Source organism: Acinetobacter sp. YH12102 (assembly GCF_013419125.1).
In the GTDB taxonomy this organism is placed as follows: domain Bacteria; phylum Pseudomonadota; class Gammaproteobacteria; order Pseudomonadales; family Moraxellaceae; genus Acinetobacter; species Acinetobacter pseudolwoffii.
Genome location: NZ_VPAS01000004.1, coordinates 270,755 through 290,574 on the forward strand (window position 1 = coordinate 270,755; position 19,820 = coordinate 290,574).

General features: G+C 44.3%; 14 protein-coding genes. 7 read left to right on the forward strand and 7 right to left on the reverse strand.

From position 1 onward, the window contains the following. The first annotated feature begins 390 nt into the window (after nucleotides 1–390). The gene (locus tag FTU42_RS05800) at nucleotides 391–615 is read left to right on the forward strand and encodes a transposase (protein ID WP_180075114.1); all 225 of its coding nucleotides are present in this window, start codon (nucleotides 391–393) and stop codon (nucleotides 613–615) included. A gap of 29 nt (nucleotides 616–644) precedes the next feature. Here the strand turns inward: FTU42_RS05800 and FTU42_RS05805 are convergent, their stop codons facing one another. Next, nucleotides 645–1,364, reverse strand: coding sequence for a UDP-2,3-diacylglucosamine diphosphatase (locus tag FTU42_RS05805; protein ID WP_180083154.1), 720 nt, complete (start codon nucleotides 1,362–1,364; stop codon nucleotides 645–647). Nucleotides 1,365–1,474: 110 nt separating this feature from the next. Next, a complete protein-coding gene (locus FTU42_RS05810; RefSeq protein WP_005171140.1) occupies nucleotides 1,475–1,984 on the reverse strand; it encodes a peptidylprolyl isomerase in 510 nt (169 codons plus the stop codon). A gap of 422 nt (nucleotides 1,985–2,406) precedes the next feature. On the opposite strand from FTU42_RS05810, the gene FTU42_RS05815 reads away from it, so the two are divergent. Both FTU42_RS05815 and FTU42_RS05820 read left to right on the forward strand, forming a co-directional pair. Further along, nucleotides 2,407–4,134, forward strand: a complete 1,728-nt coding sequence (locus FTU42_RS05815; protein WP_005171137.1) for a glutamine--tRNA ligase/YqeY domain fusion protein — start codon at nucleotides 2,407–2,409, stop codon at nucleotides 4,132–4,134. Nucleotides 4,135–4,202: 68 nt separating this feature from the next. Then, nucleotides 4,203–5,114: a bestrophin family protein gene (locus FTU42_RS05820; protein WP_005096746.1), complete on the forward strand. Its 912-nt coding sequence runs from the start codon at nucleotides 4,203–4,205 to the stop codon at nucleotides 5,112–5,114. Between the two features lie 82 nt (nucleotides 5,115–5,196). On the opposite strand, the gene FTU42_RS05825 is transcribed toward FTU42_RS05820, so the two are convergent. From FTU42_RS05825 to putA, 4 genes are all read right to left on the reverse strand, one after another. After that, entirely contained in the window at nucleotides 5,197–5,757 is a 561-nt protein-coding gene (locus FTU42_RS05825) for a lecithin retinol acyltransferase family protein (protein ID WP_034608524.1), read from the reverse strand. 404 nt (nucleotides 5,758–6,161) lie between these two features. Next, on the reverse strand, nucleotides 6,162–6,386 hold the full coding sequence (locus FTU42_RS05830) for a hypothetical protein (RefSeq protein WP_005096749.1): 225 nt from the start codon (nucleotides 6,384–6,386) through the stop codon (nucleotides 6,162–6,164). Between the two features lie 243 nt (nucleotides 6,387–6,629). After that, complete coding sequence (gene trmA / locus FTU42_RS05835; protein ID WP_005096751.1) at nucleotides 6,630–7,712, reverse strand: tRNA (uridine(54)-C5)-methyltransferase TrmA; 1,083 nt, start codon at nucleotides 7,710–7,712, stop codon at nucleotides 6,630–6,632. Nucleotides 7,713–7,896: 184 nt separating this feature from the next. Next, nucleotides 7,897–11,649, reverse strand: coding sequence for a trifunctional transcriptional regulator/proline dehydrogenase/L-glutamate gamma-semialdehyde dehydrogenase (gene putA, locus FTU42_RS05840; protein WP_180083155.1), 3,753 nt, complete (start codon nucleotides 11,647–11,649; stop codon nucleotides 7,897–7,899). Nucleotides 11,650–11,768: 119 nt separating this feature from the next. On the opposite strand from putA, the gene FTU42_RS05845 reads away from it, so the two are divergent. Next, on the forward strand, nucleotides 11,769–12,263 hold the full coding sequence (locus FTU42_RS05845) for an Lrp/AsnC ligand binding domain-containing protein (RefSeq protein ID WP_005096755.1): 495 nt from the start codon (nucleotides 11,769–11,771) through the stop codon (nucleotides 12,261–12,263). Nucleotides 12,264–12,339: 76 nt separating this feature from the next. On the opposite strand, the gene putP is transcribed toward FTU42_RS05845, so the two are convergent. After that, the gene (putP, locus tag FTU42_RS05850; RefSeq protein ID WP_180083156.1) at nucleotides 12,340–13,848 is read right to left on the reverse strand and encodes a sodium/proline symporter PutP; all 1,509 of its coding nucleotides are present in this window, start codon (nucleotides 13,846–13,848) and stop codon (nucleotides 12,340–12,342) included. Between the two features lie 420 nt (nucleotides 13,849–14,268). Between putP and FTU42_RS05855 the strand changes: the two genes are divergently transcribed. The 3 genes from FTU42_RS05855 to mfd all read left to right on the forward strand — a co-directional run bounded on the left by FTU42_RS05855 (nucleotide 14,269) and on the right by mfd (nucleotide 19,789). Next, nucleotides 14,269–15,711: an aspartate ammonia-lyase gene (locus FTU42_RS05855; protein WP_218949805.1), complete on the forward strand. Its 1,443-nt coding sequence runs from the start codon at nucleotides 14,269–14,271 to the stop codon at nucleotides 15,709–15,711. Nucleotides 15,712–15,841: 130 nt separating this feature from the next. Beyond that, the gene (locus FTU42_RS05860; RefSeq protein ID WP_005171129.1) at nucleotides 15,842–16,207 is read left to right on the forward strand and encodes a hypothetical protein; all 366 of its coding nucleotides are present in this window, start codon (nucleotides 15,842–15,844) and stop codon (nucleotides 16,205–16,207) included. A gap of 123 nt (nucleotides 16,208–16,330) precedes the next feature. Then, on the forward strand, nucleotides 16,331–19,789 hold the full coding sequence (gene mfd / locus FTU42_RS05865; protein ID WP_180083157.1) for a transcription-repair coupling factor: 3,459 nt from the start codon (nucleotides 16,331–16,333) through the stop codon (nucleotides 19,787–19,789). The last annotated feature ends 31 nt before the right edge of the window (nucleotides 19,790–19,820 follow it).

The window sequence follows — 19,820 nt, forward strand, 5'->3', positions numbered from 1 at the left end:
TGCTTCTTTCCTGAATGATGAGAAGAGCAGAACTGAACTTTTGCTGTCTGCTATTTGTTTTAATGGCCTTGTAGCAGCTGTGAATCATTTATAAAAGTGATATCTATCAAAGACAATTACCTTCATAAAATTTCTGCACAATCATTGTTTTAAAAATCAGGCAGGCATTATTTGTAATGACAATGTATGTTTGCTTTCATGAAAAATAAGGTGTATAGTGATAACACTTCGAGCGAGTATAGTTCTCGCTTTTATTATTTCTAGCTAATTGTGATTCACTTTTGGTTCAAGCCTTTGAGCTTGGATAACATCTAGTAACTACAGAATTATTATACAAATTTGGTTTTATTAATCTCTTTGTACAGTCACAAAAAGCTCATTTTATGAGTAATTATTTTGAATATTTTAAATGAATGGCATACCGCCACTGCCGTAAATGGTGGCGAAATTAATGTTAAACTGGTTCCGTTAAAGCGTAAACAAAACACTCAGGATGGTTTTATCTGGGTCGAAGTTGGAAAAATGATCCAGCTGCAAACTGGTGAAGAAATCCTGTTTAATCTTGATGGTAAAAGTTTCTATACTGGTGTAAACCAGCTTTATCGCTTGTGTTAAACAAATAGATGTCTTAAAAAAGTGGCCGATTAATATCGCCACTTTTTTAGTTTTAGGGTGTCAAAGCTTTGATTTTCCTGAATTTCTAGAATCTCTGCACGATCTTCTTTCCAGTCGCCGAGTACGATTCTTTTTTTCTGTCCTAGCTGGTGAATGGCTGCACGATGTGTATGGCCATGAATCAGAACATCTACATCTGTTAATGCCAGTTCAACAGCCTGTGGATTGACATCCATCACCTCATAGCTTTTAAACTGCTGCGCCTGATGACTTTGCTGACGGAAACCATTGGCTAATTTTTTACGGAAAGACAGCGGTGCACGCTTTAATAAGCCTAGCAGAAGTGGATGCCGGATAATCTTTTTAAAGTGCTGATAAGCGATGTCATCGGTACACAGTGCATCACCATGTTCCAGGCGAAAACGTGTTCCTGCAATGTTCAGTTGGTCTATCTCAGGAAGTAGCTTTCCGCCAAATTGAGCTAAAAACTTGCTGCCGAGAACAAAATCCCGGTTGCCTGCCTGAAAATATACCTGATTACCAGCCTGAATAAACTGTTTTAAGGCAGTGACAATTTCGTCCAGCCATGGGGCTGTATAGTCGTCACCGATCCAGGCATTGAACCAGTCACCCAAAATATACAATCGGGTATTTTGATCTTGATATTCGGTCAATAAATCTAAAAACCCCCGAACAAGTCGAGGGTGATCAGGTGACAAATGTAAATCTGAGATAAACAGATAGGTCACGAATCTTTTCCTTTTATTCCTCTCTAGATCCCTCATTTATATGAGGGATTTTCCATTACACCGTTTTAAAGCATCGCTTTAAAACTCATAAAGAACGGAGAGGACGTTTTTTATTCAGAAATGATTTTTGCAGACTCAATAACTACATTTTCTAGTGGAACATCAGCGTGGTAGCCACGGTTGCCAGTACGAACGCCTTTAATTTCGTTGACAATGTCCATGCCGTCAGTCACTTTACCAAATACTGCATAACCCCAACCTTGTGCTGTTTTACCAGAATGGTTAAGGAATGCGTTGTTGCCAACGTTAATGAAGAATTGAGCAGATGCAGAATGTGGAGCTTGCGTACGCGCCATGGCAATTGTGCCCAAATCGTTAGTTAAGCCATTGTCTGCTTCATTTTCGATTGCATCACGGGTCGCTTTTTCTTTGAAGTTTTCATCCATACCACCACCCTGGATCATGAAACCATCAATTACACGGTGGAAAATTACGCCGTCATAAAAACCGTCACGCACATATTCTAAAAAGTTAGCCACTGTTTTAGGTGCTTTTTCAGCATTGAGTTCAAGAACAATACGACCTTTATTGGTGTTTAATTCGACTTGAGGAAAACTCATTGTGTAATCTCCTAATCATGGACGAGTGCCATGGTTTTTTCTGAATGAGTGAAGCATAAGCAAACTACAATCGACTAGGCAAGTAAAAACATTATTTTCTTTGTTAAAAGCATAAAAATAGTACCTTATTTATACGTTGATTTATCAAGGCATTTCAGATATTGCCCTATCAGGCACCCTATTTTGAATTGGCGTAAATTAATGATTTTACTGCTTGTACAAGCACTGATATTTTAGTTTCAGGCAACTCGCCGTATTTTCATTTTTTAAAATGGGTGAATTGAAATCAAATACCATAGTTAGCGGTTGAGAGATTATTCACCTCTAGTTAAACTAAGGAACTTTGATAATGAATATGCGTACAACCTGTGCGATTAAATATTCGTTAATCCCTTTTTAACTTTAGAAGTGAATGATTGATCATGAAGCCAAATGATGTTGTGACATCTCTGCCCGAGAACCCGACCCAAAAGAACAATGCAGTCGATTCAGTGCAGCAGCAAGAACAACAACCGGGCTTGGACTTTGTACGTCAGGTCATTACGGATGATTTAGCCGCTGGTCGTACCCAACAGATCGTCACGCGTTTTCCGCCTGAGCCAAATGGCTACTTACATATTGGCCATGTGAAAGCAATTTGCTTGAACTTTGGGATTGCTGAAGAATTCCAGGGGGTGTGTAATCTTCGTTTTGATGATACCAATCCGGATGCTGAAGAACAGGAATATGTTGATGGTATTGCCAATGATGTGAAATGGTTGGGCTTCCAGTGGGAGGGCGAGCCGCGCTATGCATCGAGCTATTTTGATCAACTTTATACATGGGCGGTTCAGCTGATTGAACAGGGTGATGCCTATGTGGATTTACAAAGCCCCGAAGACATCCGTTTAAACCGCGGTAATTTTGTCGAGCCGGGTAAGAACTCGCCACAACGTGATGCAACTGTTGCAGAGAATCTGGAACGTTTTGAGAAGATGCGTAGCGGCGAATATGCTGAAGGTCAGGCTGTTTTACGCGCTAAAATCGATATGACCTCACCGAACGTACATATGCGTGATCCGATCTTGTATCGTATTTTGCATTCAGCGCACCATCAGACGGGCGATACATGGAAAATTTATCCAATGTACGACTATGCGCATCCATTGTCTGATGCGATTGAAGGCATTACCCACTCGCTTTGTACATTAGAGTTCCAGGATCACCGTCCGTTCTATGACTGGGTGGTGGCAAAGGTTAAATCACCATCTGTGCCACGTCAGTATGAATCTAGCCGTTTGAACGTGGATTACACCATCACCTCGAAACGTAAATTACGTAAACTGGTTGAAGGTGCTCATGTGAATGGTTGGGACGATCCACGTATGCCAACTGTAGTCGGTATGCGTCGCCGTGGTTTTACACCTGAAGGTCTGCGTGATTTCTGCCAGCGTGTCGGTGTATCGAAAGTGGATGGTAGTATTGTCGATGTCGCGATGCTGGAATATTGCATCCGCCAGTCTCTGGAAAATACCGCAGCGCGTGGTATGGCCGTGTTAAATCCACTGAAAGTGACCTTAAGCAACTTGCCAGCCGATATGGATCTGACCCATTCACGTCATCCGAACGTGGACATGGGCGAACGCGTGATTCCTTTAACCACTGAGCTGTTTATTGACCGTAAAGACTTTGAGGAAGAACCACCAAAAGGCTTTAAACGTCTGATTCCAGGTGGTGAAGTACGTTTACGTCATGCCTATGTGATCAAATGTGATGAAGTCATTAAAGATGAAAATGGTGAAGTGGTTGAGCTGAAATGTTCGATTGATCCTGAAACTTTGGGTAAGAACCCTGAAGGCCGCAAGGTGAAAGGCGTGGTTCACTGGGTATCTGCGACTAAAGGTGTGCCTGCCGAAGTCCGTATTTATGAACGTCTGTTCACTGAGTCGGATCCTGAAGTGGGTGATGACTTCCTGGCCAACCTGAACCCTGAATCATTAAAGGTGGTTCAAGCCGTGATTGAGCCGGCATTGGCGCAAGCTCAACCGGAAGATCGCTTCCAGTTTGAGCGTGAAGGTTACTTCGTTGCCGATCAATACGATCATAATAGCAAGAAACCAGTATTTAACCGTATTCTTGACTTGAAAGACAGTTTCAAGCCAGGCAAATAATCAGGTTTAAATCAGATATTAAAAGCCCAACTTCGGTTGGGCTTTTTCAATACAGCAGGGAAAATGCCATGATTGTGCGTGATAAAAACAATAGTATCGGTTTACTGTTTGCCTGGCAGGGCACAATTTTGCCTAAGGTATTGCCGGCTTTAGTCTTGGTGGTCTTTATTTCCGGCCTACTGGTCTATTTGAGTCAGGCACATTTTGTGAATCTTCCTGCCGTACCCGCAATCGGCTTTACCATTTTTGGTGTGATTCTTTCGATCTTTCTCAGCTTTAGAAATACGGCATGTTATGAGCGCTGGTGGGAAGGGCGTAAGCTCTGGGGAGCGCTAATCGCCACCACACGTCATTTATGCCGGGACAGCCATGTGCTGGATGATCAGACCCGCGAGGTCTTGTTATATCGCATGATGCTGTTTAGCCATCTGTTGCGTGACCGGCTCAGACAGCAAGTACAAAGTATTCAGCATTACCAAACAACCACGCATTTTGAAAATATGGCATTCGATCAGTTGCTCGTGCAAATCAATCCTTCACAATGGGTGCTGGAACAGATGCAAAAGGAGTTGGTTCAGCAATATAAGCAGGGCAACATCAGCGATATTATTTATAACAATTTGAATCAGCATACTGTGGCCTTGGGCAATATTCAGGCCGGTTGTGACCGGATACTGTCGACGCCATTGCCATTTTCTTATTCGGTACTGTTACATCGTGCAGTGTATTCGTTCTGTTTTATTTTGCCTTTTAGTTTGCAGGCCAATCTGGGCCTGTGGACGCCGATTCTGGTCGGGTTGATTGCTTATATGCTCTTAGGCCTAGATGAGCTCAGTGCTGAGCTAGAAGAGCCTTTTGGGCTACAGGATAATGATCTGCCACTCGATTCAATGGTACGACTGGTAGAACGGGAAACCTTAAGCTCTTTGGGTAAAGGTTTACCTGAAGCGATTCAGGCCAAAAAAGGTTATTTAACCTGATCTGTTCCTTTTAATATCAAAGTTTAAACCCGAACTCAAAATTTCTTACTAACAAAAAATCATCGGCAGGCTGAGCTTTAAATTAACGATGTTTAAGATTAGTCAGGTCTGACACTTTCGTTTTAGCCTGATCTTGCAATTCACGGTATTGTTGCAAACGCAGATTGGCTTTATCTCTAAGCTTCTTCTTGATGTACAAGGCCAAGGCAAAACTCGTCGTGGTCAGGGTCAGGAACATGCTGTTCATGAAGCTCATCATCGAGCTGATATAACCAATCGTGGTCAGGCGATTCATCATATAGATCACTTGCGGGCTGCTTTCTACGCCAGTAATCGCCCAAGTACACAGATGTTCGCAATTATTGATAATTAAATGATAATTATTTTCATGCATTCTGGAACGCATGCGACGCACAACTTTACGGCCTTTATATTTCGCCGAGTCATAATGTTGCACATGAATCGCTTTGCCATGACTGAATTTTTCAATAGAGGTTATTTCAATGGGGCGTTTCTTAAATAAATGTGCAAAGCCCGAATAATGAATAACACGACCACGTCCAGCGTATATCCCATGATGGGTATAACCGAAATGTTTAACCATAAGGTGCGCTCCTATGGGAAACCGTTTAGTCTGTTGCATATCAGAATTAAGCCATTTAAAAAAGCATTGTAGTTTAATAGCAAGTGTACTGTCTTTTGCTAAATTAATCGACGCTTTGCTTGAGTTTAGGCAGACAAGCAATAGGCGTATGCAGCAAGTGACTTGATCACCTGTATGGCAGAATTCAGATGAACATCTGTTCAGTAACACCTATAAATAGCCTAAGCTAACTTTTACATTTCAATAAAATCAGAAAAAGTGAGAGGAAGAAGTGTTCAGATTTATTACCAATTACTCAACAGAAGGCAGAAGGTTGTGTAGTCGGATTTATACAATTGAACTCTCTAAGTTTGGTTCTTCTTCAATGTAATTAAAGCGACAGATATAAAAAAAGCACCTGGTTACACAAGTGCTTTTTTTGATCAGGCTAGAGCCTTTGCCGATTACTGCAAGGGCAAGTGTTGAAGTTCATTCAGTTCCTTACGGCTATAGCCGCGTGATACAAGAACCTTTTTGATTCCGATGATGATCTCTTCATCAGTTGCTTTAGACAAAGCTTCAAGAAGCTGTTCATTTGTCTTGAAAGAGCAATCATTTTCTACACAAGCAATCTGATTCTTGTGTTCATTGTGTTGTTCCACAGAAAACAACTTTTGCCAAAAACTCATAGAGCCTTCATACAACAACCTAACATAGAGTGAAATATAGCCAATTAAATAAATAAAGCAATAGGACCTATGTGATAAAAGCAGCAGTTAGTCTTTAAAATTTCCGATTGAAGCTCAAAGAGCTAACGATATTTTTAGCTGTACAAATGATAATTTGTTATTAAGTTAATGATTTAAGATATAAAAAAAGGAATTTCGAAAAACTCCTTTTTTGTAACAAGAAAATAAATTGAAACAAATTCTTTATCTTCTTTCTAACAATACGCCCGTTTCTACATGGTGTGTATATGGAAATTGATCAAACATAGCGAATTTGCTGATTTTATGGGTTTGAGACAACTGTTTCAGATTGTCATGCAATGTGTCTGGATTGCAAGAAATGTAAATAATGCGTTGGAAGCGCTGTAATAGTTTAAGCGTTTCATCATCAATACCGGCACGCGGTGGATCGACAAATACCGTATCAAAGTCATAAGTCGCAAGATCAATATTGGCTTCTTGCAGGCGGCGGAACACACGCTCGCCGTTGTAAGCTTGGGTGAACTCTTCTGCAGAAAGACGCGCGACCTGAATGTTCTCAATCTGGTTTTGCTCAATATTCCACTCAGCCGCATAGACTGAAGATTTGGCTAACTCGGTTGCCAGAACACGGCGGAACTTGGTCGAGAGTGGCAGGGTAAAGTTACCATTACCACAATATAATTCCAGCAAATCTTGATCAGATTGCTCTGCCGCATCACATGCCCATTCCAGCATGTTTTGGCAGACTTGGGCATTCGGCTGGGTAAAGCTGCTTTCGATCTGTTTGTATTGATAGGTACGATCAAAAACAGAAAGTTCTTCCACCACATATTCATCAGACAGGACAAACTTCTGTCCACGGCTGCGGCCAATTAACTTGATATTTAACTGTTCTGCCAGTGCTTTGGCTGCCGGTTCCCAGCTTTCATCCAATTTACGATGATAAATCAGAGAAACCAGAACCTGACCACTTAAGGTCGCCAGAAAATGTACTTCAAACAGACGTGTCGATAATACTGGATCTGCTTTGAGCGCTTGCAGTAATTTAGGCATCAACTGATTGATACTGAGGTCTGCAACCGGAAATTCATCAATGCGGATGACTTTTTTCTGTTGATCTTCATTGCGCTCGAACATGGCATAGAACATGTCATCCTCAGTATGCCAGATCCGAAATTCAGCACGCATGCGGAAATATTTTTCAGGAGACTGGAATACTTCGAGGGCAGGTGGTTGATATTCGGCAAACTGAGCGCTGATGCGTTCAATTTTGGCATCGAGTTGTTGCTGATAAGATGAAGTCATATGCAGTAAGAAGTCGCAAATATTTTAAAGCGCAAATGGTAGCAAATAATTGCTGATCTGCCTAAGCCTATTGTGGCTGAGCGGCTTTAAAAACTGCATAAAAAAGACCAAACCCTCTGAGGAGAAAAATTTGGCCATAAAGAGGAAATCATGAACAGAAAAATGACAAGATGATTCGACTAATTTAGAGATGACTCATTGTCATCAAACTGGCATTGCCACCGGCTGCTGCCGTATTGATGCTAATGGCCCGTTCAAGCACCAATCGCTCCACCGGAATGTCATGATTGCCTGAGTTTAAATGCGTGATTCCTACAATGGGGCCTTTTCGAGCCGCAATACGCTTCTGTAAATCAATCAATTCCGCAGCATCACCATGATGTAATACAGTATCAAATTCCCCACTTTCAATATCTTGAATCACTTTGAATCGGGCAGCAACTGCTTTTGGCATTGTTTGTAGATATTTCAGCATAAAAGTATTTTCAGCCAATACCGCAGGGCGACTGCCAACCGATAAAATGGCCAAAATTTGCTGAATCTGGTCTTGCTCGGTGTGTGCCAAAGATAGAACGCTTTCACGTGGCAAGATCATGTACTGGTTTTCTTCGCCGGTTGGACCTTGCAAACTAAAGCTTTGTCCGGTCGCAATCTGGCTAGGTGCTTTTAAGGAGATTGTGGGGAAAGTTTTAGAGGCCCAAGCCTTAAATTCCTGGACTGGTTTGTGTTCAATAGGGGCTTGATCAGATCGCATGGCATAAGGCTGCGCCAGTTTCTTCTCGGAAAGCTGATGCATTAAACGGTAGATGTAAAGCGGCCCACCAGCTTTAGGGCCAGTACCGGACAAGCCTTCACCACCGAAAGGCTGAACACCCACAACCGCACCGACGATATTGCGGTTGATATACAAGTTACCGACTTCTGCTCGCGCAATCACGGTTTGCATGGTTTCATCAATACGTGTGTGTAAGCCCATGGTCAGACCATAGCCTTTGCTGTTGATCTGTTCCAATAACTGTTCCAGTTCACCATATTTATAGCTGATCAGATGCAGCACCGGACCAAAGACTTCACGCTCCAGATCGTTCAGGTTTGGAAGTTCAATCAATGTTGGCGGAATAAAGGTGCCTTGGGTTAATTCAGTCTCATCTTGGTGAAACATCAGTTGATGGACTTTGTGACCTTTGCTGCGCATCTGCTGAATATGCGTCTGAATATTTTGCTGGGCCTCAAGATCAATCACCGGGCCAATATCGGTTTTTAATAAAATCGGATTGCCGACTCTTAACTGCTGCATGGCACCTTTGAGCATCGTGCGCACAGCATCCAGGTTATCTTCTTGCACACAGAGCACACGCAAAGCAGAACAACGCTGGCCGGCACTGTCATAGGCAGAATTAACCACATCAAGCACCACCTGCTCAGTTAATGCAGATGAATCGACAATCATGGCATTTTGACCGCCGGTTTCAGCAATCAGGGTCACACTTTCGCCAAACTGGTTCAGACGTTCCGCTACAGTTTTTTGCAGAATATGGGCGACCTCGGTTGAGCCGGTAAACATGATGCCCTGAATGCGTGAATCCGCACTGAGCTGCGCACCAATGCTTTCACCTTGACCCGGCAACAGCTGTAAGACGTCTTGCGGAATGCCCGCTTCCCATAAAATCTGCACCGCTTGTGCAGCAATCAGCGGGGTCTGTTCTGCCGGTTTGGCAATGACGGTATTGCCCGCGACCAGCGCTGCTGAAATCTGACCAGTAAAAATCGCCAACGGGAAGTTCCATGGACTGATACACAGCACGGTACCTAAAGGTTGAATCTGTGTATTTTCAGCTAAATCCAACATCTGACCGGCATAGTAGCGCAAGAAATCTACCGCTTCCCGGACTTCGGCAATGGCATTAGTATAGGTTTTCCCAGCCTCACGGGACAGAATCACCATCAGTGTCAGCAAACGCTGTTCCATCAGATCCGCAGCTTTATTTAAGCAGGCTGCTCGCTCATTTTTCGGCAAATTGGCCCAGAAACCTTGTGCATTGACAGCTTGCGTTAAGGCAATTTCAGCCTGTTCCTGGGTCGCTTCATAGACTGTACCGACTACATCCTGATGTTGTGCCGGATTGATGATTTGCACTGCGTTACTTGTGTCGGTTCCTGTAAACGCCGTTCCCATGGCTGCTGCCTGAAATTGTGTGTTTTTCAGGCTGGCAGCGACTTCATTTAAGGCGCTCAGCTCTGCATCATTGGCGAGATCCAGACCCGATGAGTTAATACGTGTGCCATACAGATCTTGCGGATAAGGAATATGCGGATGCTTGGCACCGATCATGACTTCCTGCTGTGCAGCTTTTAAAATCGTTTGTTGTGGATTCTCAATCAAATCTTCGATATTTAGGGTTTTGTCGGCAATCCGGTTGACAAAAGACGTATTTGCGCCATTTTCCAGCAAACGACGCACCAGATAAGCCAATAAGGTTTCATGATTGCCGACTGGCGCATAAATGCGACAAGGGACACCGAGTTTATTCGCCGATTTGTCGCCCACCACATTTTCATACAAGGGTTCGCCCATGCCATGCAGACACTGGAATTCATATTGACCCGCATAATACTGCTCAGGTTGCGCCAGTTGGTAAATCGTGGCCACCGTTTGTGCATTATGGGTGGCAAATTGCGGATAGATATAATCCGGTTCAGCCAATAATTTACGCGCACAGGCGATATAAGATAGATCGGTATGCACCTTACGAGTGAATACCGGATAGTCCGACATGCCTTCAATCTGTGCTTTCTTGATCTCGCTGTCCCAATAGGCACCTTTGACCAGACGAATCATCAGGCGTTTCTGACTACGTTTGGCCAGATCAACAATATAATCTACCACATAGAAACAGCGTTTTTGATAGGCTTGAATCACAAAGCCAATGCCTTTCCAGTCTTGTAATTGCGGCTCAAAACACAGGCGTTCAAGCAGTTGCAAGGAAATTTCCAGACGGTCAGTTTCTTCGGCATCAATGTTTAAACCGATATTGTACTGTTTCGCCAAGACCGCGAGTTTAAGCATTTTTCCATACAGTTCATTATGTACCCGATCGACCTGCGCGCGCTGATAACGCGGATGCAGGGCAGAGAGTTTGATGGAAATGCCCGGGCCATCATAAACGTCTTTATCCTGCGAGGCTTGCCCGATGGCATGAATCGCTTGCTGATAATCCTGATAATAGCGTTCCGCATCCGGATCGGTCAGTGCTGCTTCACCAAGCATGTCATAGGAATAACGAAAGCCTTTTTCTTCCAGACGTTCTGCATTTTTCAGCGCCTCATCAATGGTTTCACCCGTCACAAACTGTTCGCCCATCATGCGCATGGCAACATCGACAGCCTTACGGATAATGCCGCGACCACTGCGCGCCAATAGGCCGGTTAATAAACTGGACAGGCTTTTTTGCTGTGGGGTTTCCATTAATTTACCCGTCAGCATCAAGCCCCAGGCTGCGGCATTGACAAACATCAGCTGGCTTTGACCGAGATGTTCTTTCCAGTTGCCCTGATTGATCTTGTCGCGGATCAACAGGTCACGCGTGGCTTTGTCTGGAATCCGCAGCAAGGCTTCGGCCAGACACATCAGGGCAATGCCTTCCTGAGAAGATAGGGAAAATTCCTGTAACAATCCTTGTACGATGCCTGCTTTACCGCCTGAACTTTTACGTTCACGCAAGGAATGCGCCAGATCAAAGGCAAGCGCTTGAATCTTGTTGCTGAGTTCGGAGGAAATTTCACTATGCAGCAAGAGTTCTTCGACGCATTCAGTTTCCGCACGGCGCCATGCAGTGTTGATACGTTGTTCGTACTCATTTTTATCTTTGAATTCGGCGATATAATTTGGCTGCTTCATGGCATCTGAACCATAGGTGGGGCTTAGTGTGGTCGGCATAGTGACATCCTGTACTGCTGCAATCAGATCTAGCGGGGCTAACGAGTTTTAATCTATAATCACAGAATATTTGACGAATATCTCACTATAGTTTTTACATTTTTTAGAGGATAATTCTAATGCAGCCTCCTTATTTAAGCCTAGACCGTATAGATATTCGTATCCTGAGTTTATTACAATCCGATGCCAAATTATCCAATATTAAACTGGCTGAATTGGTAAATTTATCGCCGACCGCGGCACTGGCGCGGGTGCAGAAACTGAGCAAAGAAGGCTATATTCTGGGCTACGAAGCCCGTCTGAATCCAAATCTGCTCAATAACGCTTTTGTGGTTTTTGTAGAGATTTTACTGGATAAAACCACACCGAATGTTTTAGATGAGTTTTCCCATGCAGTCCGGCAGATTCCAGAAATTATTGAATGTCATATGATCAGTGGCGGTTTTGATTTCGTGGTAAAAATCCGCTGCGCCAATATGGATGAATTCCGTAAAATTTCCGGGCAAATCTTGTGGCAACTGCCCGGGATCAAGGAAACACGCAGTTATCCGGTGATGGAGGTGATTAAAGAAAGTCAGCAGATCCATCTAAAAATACCGGGAAAATCTAAATAATTTGTAGCGTATTAACGACTAATCTAAAAAACACAAAAGGGACTCGAAAGTCCCTTTATTGTATTGAATATCCAGACTATTTTTTCATTTCAGCCATTTCTTTTTGATATTCAGCTTTGGCCATTTCAAAACGATGTACCACATCATCACTCGGTGCCTTATCCACTAAGCTGACAATCACGATACTCAGGGTAGCCAGAATAAAACCGGGAATAATCTCGTACAGGCCGGTATCACCCATATAGTTTTTCCAGACGATTACCGTCACCGCACCGACCAGCATGCCGACAATCGCGCCGTTGAGGGTCATACGCTTCCAGAACAGAGACAAGATAATCAAGGGGCCAAATGCTGCACCAAAGCCTGCCCAGGCATAAGCCACCAGACCTAAAACCTTGCTGTTCGGATTAATCGCCAAGGCAATCGCAATTAACGCAATTACTAAAACCATAGCACGACCGACCCAGATCAGTTCTTTTTGTGAGGCATTTTTGCGCAGGAAGCTCTTGTATAAATCTTCAGTCAGGGTGGTTGAACAGACCAGAAGCTGACAGCTCAAGGTGCTCATAATCGCGGCCAGAATAGCTGCAAGTACGATGCCAGCGATCCATGGATTAAACAGGATTTTAGTCAATTCCATAAACACGGTTTCAGGGTTCTGGTTCACCACCGAGGCGAATGCTGGATTAACGGTGAAATAGGCAATCCCGATATAACCAGCTGCCACTGCGCCGCCTAGACACAGAATCATCCAGGTCATGCCAATACGGCGTGCAGCAGGAATGGTCTTCACTGAATCTGCTGCCATGAAGCGCACCAGAATATGCGGTTGACCAAAATAACCCAAACCCCAGGCCAGACTGGAAATAATCGCCACCACGCTTAAGCCTTCAAGCATACTGGACGCATGTGGACGGGCAGATTCAAGGATGACACTCACTTGCTGGCTATTGTCACCCAAGGCCAGGAAGGTAATGATCGGGGTCAGCAACAGTGCAAAGATCATCAAACCGGCCTGAAACGTATCCGTCCAGCTGATCGCCAGAAAACCACCAATACACACATATAAAATTGTCGCCATCGCACCGATCATAAGCGCCGTGGTGTAATTCCAGCCGAACAGGCTTTCAAACAGGCGTGCACCTGCGACCATGCCCGAGGCACAATAAATTGCAAAGAACACCAAAATCACCAAGGCAGACAAGACCCGTAAAATGCGTTTGCGGTCGGAAAAACGGCTGGTGAAATAATCTGGCAGGGTCAGGGCGTTATTCTGGTATTCGGTATGCGCCCGTAGACGACCTGCCACCAGTAACCAGTTTAGCCACGCTCCGATAATCAGGCCGATGGCAATCCAGGCTTCTGACAGGCCAGACAGGTAAATTGCGCCCGGAAGACCCATCAGCAGCCAGCCACTCATATCTGATGCACCTGCGGAAAGAGCTGTGACGACACTGCCCAGACTACGTCCACCTAAAATATATTCATCAAAATTGGAGGTTGCACGGTAAGCATATAAACCGATGGCAATCATGGCGATAATATAAAACATGAAGGTAATCAGGGTCGGATTTAAATAAGTCATAGGCAGGGCATCCTGTAAATATGGAAACCATCGTTCCAGATGATTTTTTGTACGGAGATCACAAGGCAGTGATTCAAGCACGGTTTAAAAATTACACTCTGTAACATTTACACAGCTTTTATGTATGTTTATTGTAAATACCAATTTAACTAGATGGAACTTAAGGAAAGTTAAGCCACTTAACACAGAGAGATAAAGTATTGGATTGAGGCAAAACAAGCTAATTTAGAATAAGCAATTAAAATATTTAAATTTTAGCTTTTTATTTACATGATCTTACAAAACTCACAGCTTTACTGTATTGGTAATAAATATTAGCAAATTTAGGTTAAAGTCCTCCTATTCGCTCTGTATTTGTTTGCTCATATTGAGACCACACCAAATACGGTGCATCGCCAAGAGTATTTTTTAGTGGACAATATGCTGCAAATCGAACCGACCCGCATTGAACGTGACTTATTGGGGGAAAAACAGATCCCGTTGCATAGCTATTATGGGATTCACACTTTACGTGCCATCGAAAATTTCCAGATTTCAGGATTGGCGATAGGGCAACAATCACATTTTATTTGTGCATTGGCCCAGGTCAAAAAAGCTTCGGCACAGACCAACCTGCATTTTCAAAAAATATCCGAGCAAACCAGTACTGTGATTCAAAAAGCATGTAATGAATTGATTCAGCATCCTGAAAACTGGCAAGCAGCCTTTCCACTTGATCCTTATCAGGGCGGTGCTGGTACGTCAATTAATATGAATGCCAATGAAGTCATTGCCAATATCGCCTTAGAGCTCTTGGGGCATCATAAAGGTGAGTATCACATCCTGCATCCGAATGATCATGTGAATACTTCGCAATCGACTAATGATGTCTATCCAACTGCTTTGCGTTTGGCAACTTATAGCAGCCTGAATGAATTATTGGCAGTGTTAAAAGCACTGATTGACTGTTTATATATGAAGGCAGCCGAATTTCAGTATGTGATCAAGATGGGACGTACCCAGTTGCAAGATGCAGTCCCGATGACCATGGAGCAGGAATTCCGGGCTTTTGCGACTTTATTAAAGGAAGATTTAAAACTGATTGAGCAGATGCGCCAGTTATTGCTGGAAGTGAATTTAGGTGCAACGGCGATCGGGACTGGGGTAAACACGCCGCCAGGTTATGCGACGCGAGTCGTCGAAACTTTGGCGCACCTGACGGGGCTGCCTTTAAAAGGTGCAGAAGATTATGTGGAGGCCACCAGTGATTGTGGTGTCTTTATTATCTTGTCGAGCAGTTTAAAACGCCTGGCAGTGAAACTGTCCAAAATCTGTAATGACTTGCGCTTGCTTAGCTCGGGACCACGTACAGGTCTGGCTGAAATTCGCTTACCGGAATTGCAAGCAGGCTCATCAATTATGCCGGCAAAAATCAATCCTGTGATTCCGGAAGTGGTCAATCAGATTGCCTTCCGGGTCATCGGTAATGATTTGACCATTACTATGGCAGCGGAAGCTGGGCAGTTACAACTGAATGTGATGGAACCTGTGATTGCCCTGACCATGAATGAGTCGATTCAATTGTTGACTCAAGGCATGCAAACCCTGAATCAGAAATGTATTGCTGGCATTCAGGCCAATGAAGAAATCTGTTTAAGTTCGGTCATGCGCAGTGTCGGGATTGTGACCTTACTTGAGCCGATTCTGGGGCATGCCAAATGTGATGAAATTGGTAAACAATGTATGCGTGAAAATAAAACCGTGCCGCAAGTGGTATTGGAACTCGGTTTATTAAGCGCAACGCAATTAGAAGAAATCTTTGCATTTGAAAATCTGGTGTCTGAAATACCTGTAGCAGAGAGTCAGCTCGAACAGGTTTCTTGATAGCATAAATTGTCTTGAAACAGCTCAAATCAACTGATCGTTGTGATTTTGACAATTTGCCTCAAGTTCGATATGTGGATTTGAGGCATTTTCATCTAGACTAGGGTCTGAACTTTATTTGGCTGGGTAAATGGCGATGTTTGATAAAATCAGTGCATTATTTAAAACTAATAAACCGACTGCTGCACAGCTATATTTAGACGAGCAGAATATCCAGCATGTCGAAGGCACAGGTTATATCGTGGATGGCATTGATTTAAATCAGGAACTGGCCGCACGCTTAGAATATTTGTCCAATCGCCGTTTAAAACAGTTTGATGATTTAAAAGCGTTATACGACACCGCGATGCTGATCAATGAAAAGATTGATCTGGAAATTGCCCATCAGCGTTTTAATGTGACTTTGGGAAATACCGAAGAAAACCTGCTGCAATTTAAAATGATCCTCAAGAAGTTAAATGATTATTATCGTAACTTTCTGCGAGAGAAAAAATAAGTGTTAAAAGTGGCTTGAAATCGAAGCGTATGGATGTGGCAAGACTGCATAAAAATAACAAAATATCCTGAGATCATCGTGCTAGTATAAGCCTCAGGTTATTTAGACTTTAAAGCTATATCCATGTTCCAACAAGAAATTTCTCAACTCAATTTACCACAACTCAAAGCAGGCGAGAAACGCTGGTTAGGCAATCTGCAAGGTTCCTCGACGGCATTGTTGCTCAAAGAAATCGTGCAGCAGCAATCGCGTTTATTTATTGTGATTGCACGCAATAACCAGCATTTGGGTCAACTGGAAAGTGAACTGGAATTTTATGGGATTAAACCCACGATTTTTCCAGATTGGGAAATTTTGCCTTATGACCGCCTGTCTCCGCACCAGGATATTGTCTCGGAACGTCTGGCGATTTTATCCAATATGCCAAAAACTGGCGTGCTGTTACTTTCTGCCTCAACCTTGGCACAGCGTGTCGCACCGACTTCATGGGTTTTGGGTGAACATTTTGATATTCACGTCGGACAGAAATTCGATCTGGAACAACAGAAGAAAAAGCTGATTCAGGCCGGTTATCATCTGGTCGATACGGTTTATGATCCGGGTGAGTTTGCGGTACGCGGCAGTATCATGGATATTTATGCCTCGGGGCAGGAAGCACCGATTCGGATTGACCTGTTTGATGATGAAATTGAAAGCCTGAAATTTTTTGATTCCGAAACTCAGCGCACCACACAAAGTTTGCAACAGTTTACCGTATTGCCGGCACAGGAATTTCCGCTCAAGGAAGGCCGTGCGACGTTCCGTGACCGCTATGCCGAATTTTTCCCGACTGCCAATCCAAAGAAAAATCCGATCTATCAGGATGTGATGGAGGGCATTGTTTCACCGGGAATCGAGTTTTATTTACCGCTGTTTTTCAGTGCTGAGGCCATGCAAGGTCAAAGTTCGCTGATTTCGTACTTACCTAAGAATGGCATTGTCATTACAGATCGGGCTTTAGACGAGAGTTTGACCCAATTCTGGCAGGATGTGGTGCGCCGTTATGAAGATCGCCGTCACAATATCGATCAGCCGATCCTCCCCCCAGACAGCCTGTTCTTTCAGACCAATCAGGTTCTGGAGCAGCTGAATCAATTTGCGCGTATTATTGCCGCCCAAACGCCTTTTGACCAAAAAGCCGGCGTATTGAACCTCGATACCCAGTTGCCACCACGTCTGCCTGTCGATCCAAAACGTGAAAAACCATTTATTGAAGTCAAAAAATATATCGATCAGGCCAATCATCCGGTGCTGCTGGTGGCCGAGAGTGCCGGACGCCGTGAAAGCTTAAAAGATGCGTTACGACCAAGTCTGGGTGATATTCCGACGGTTGATAACTTTGAGAGTTTTATCACCTCCCTGTATGCGATTGCGATTACCAATGCGCCATTAGAGCGTGGTCTGGTGCTGACCGATCGTGTCAGCATCATTTCTGAAAACCAGCTCTATGAACATCGCGTGGTACAACGCCGCCGTAAACGTCAGCAGGAAGTTTCAGAAGAATTTCTGATTCGCAGTCTGACTGAACTGACCATGGGCGCGCCTGTGGTGCATATCGATTATGGAGTGGGGCGTTATGCCGGTCTGGTCACCTTAAGTATTGATGATCAGGATCATGAATTCTTGCAGCTGGATTATGCCGATGCGGCCAAAGTCTATGTGCCGGTGACCAATCTGCATTTAATCAGCCGATATAGCGGTGGTGATCCGGATCTGGCACCATTGCATAAGCTCGGGACAGATGCATGGAATAAAGCCAAACATAAAGCGCTGGAACAGATTCATGATGTTGCGGCCGAGTTGCTGCATATTCAGGCACGCCGTGTCTCTAAACCCGGCATCAGTTTTGAAATTGATCAAAGTCTGTATATGCAGTTTGCCAGTGGCTTTGCCTATGAAGAAACGCTGGATCAGGCCAATGCGATTGAAGCCACGCTGCATGACATGCAACAAGCCAAGCCGATGGATCGTCTGGTCTGTGGTGATGTCGGCTTTGGTAAAACGGAAGTGGCGATGCGTGCTGCATTTGTTGCGGTACAGAATAACCGGCAGGTGGCGATTCTGGTGCCGACCACCTTGCTGGCACAACAGCACTATGATTCATTCAAAGACCGCTTTGCCGACTGGCCGGTCCGGATTGAAGTGCTGTCACGTTTCGGTTCTTCCAAAGCACATAGCAAGACCATTGACGACCTGATCGAAGGGAAAGTGGATATCGTGATTGGTACGCATAAAATTTTGCAGGAAAATGTCCAGTTTAAAAATCTTGGCCTGATGATTGTCGATGAAGAACATCGCTTCGGAGTACGTGACAAGGAGCGGATCAAGGCGATGCGTGCCGATGTCGATATGTTGACCCTGACAGCCACTCCAATTCCGCGTACACTAAATATGGCCTTTAGTGGCATGCGTGATCTATCGATTATTGCCACACCGCCGGCACGCCGTCTTGCGGTGAAAACCTTTGTGCAAGAACATACCGATGACACCATTAAAGAAGCGATTCTGCGTGAACTGTTGCGTGGTGGTCAGGTCTATTTCCTGCACAATGAAGTCGATACGATTGACCGTGCCGCAGCGCATATTCGTACATTGGTGCCGGAAGCCCAGGTGATTGTGGCACATGGCCAGATGCGTGAACGTGAACTGGAGCAGGTGATGCAGCAGTTCTATCACAAGGAATACAATGTTCTGGTCTGTTCGACCATTATTGAAACCGGGATTGATGTCCCAAATGCCAATACCATTTTGATTGAACGTGCTGACAAACTGGGCCTGGCACAATTACATCAGCTCCGTGGCCGAGTCGGGCGCTCGCATCATCAGGCCTATGCCTATTTAATGGTGCCGTCTTTAAAAGCCTTAAAAGGCGATGCCGAAAAACGTCTGGATGCGATCCAGCGTGCTTCGACCTTGGGGGCCGGATTTATGCTGGCCACCGAAGATCTGGAAATTCGCGGGGCAGGTGAATTACTCGGTGAACAGCAGAGCGGTTCAATGCAGGCGATTGGTTATAGCCTATATATGGAAATGCTGGAAAAAGCCACCAAAGCCATTCAAAAAGGTAAAACCCCAAACTTCGATGCACCCTTGTCATTGACCGCAGAAATTACCCTGCATATGCCAGCGCTCATTCCGGATGATTATCTCGGAGATGTGCATCAGCGTCTGTTGTTCTATAAGCGTATCAGTAATACTGATACTCAGGAGAAGCTGGACAATATCCGGATGGAATTGATCGACCGTTTTGGCATACCGCCACAACCGGTCAAACAGCTCTTTGCCGTACATCAGATTCGTCTCAAAGCCGAGCAGCTTGGCATCACCAAAATTGATATTAGTGCTCAAGGTGGGCATGTGGAATTCGCGCCAGATACCCCGGTTCAGGCCATGACCATTATCCAGATGATGCAGAAACATCCAACCTATTTCCGGATGAATGGCGGGCAACGTCTTAAGGTCATGGTCATGCTGGAAGATTACCAAAAGCGGATTCAGTTTATTCAGGATTTGCTGGACAGTCTATTGAAAGAAGTGGGCTAATTTGATTTAGACTAAATCAGTTTAAAACTTC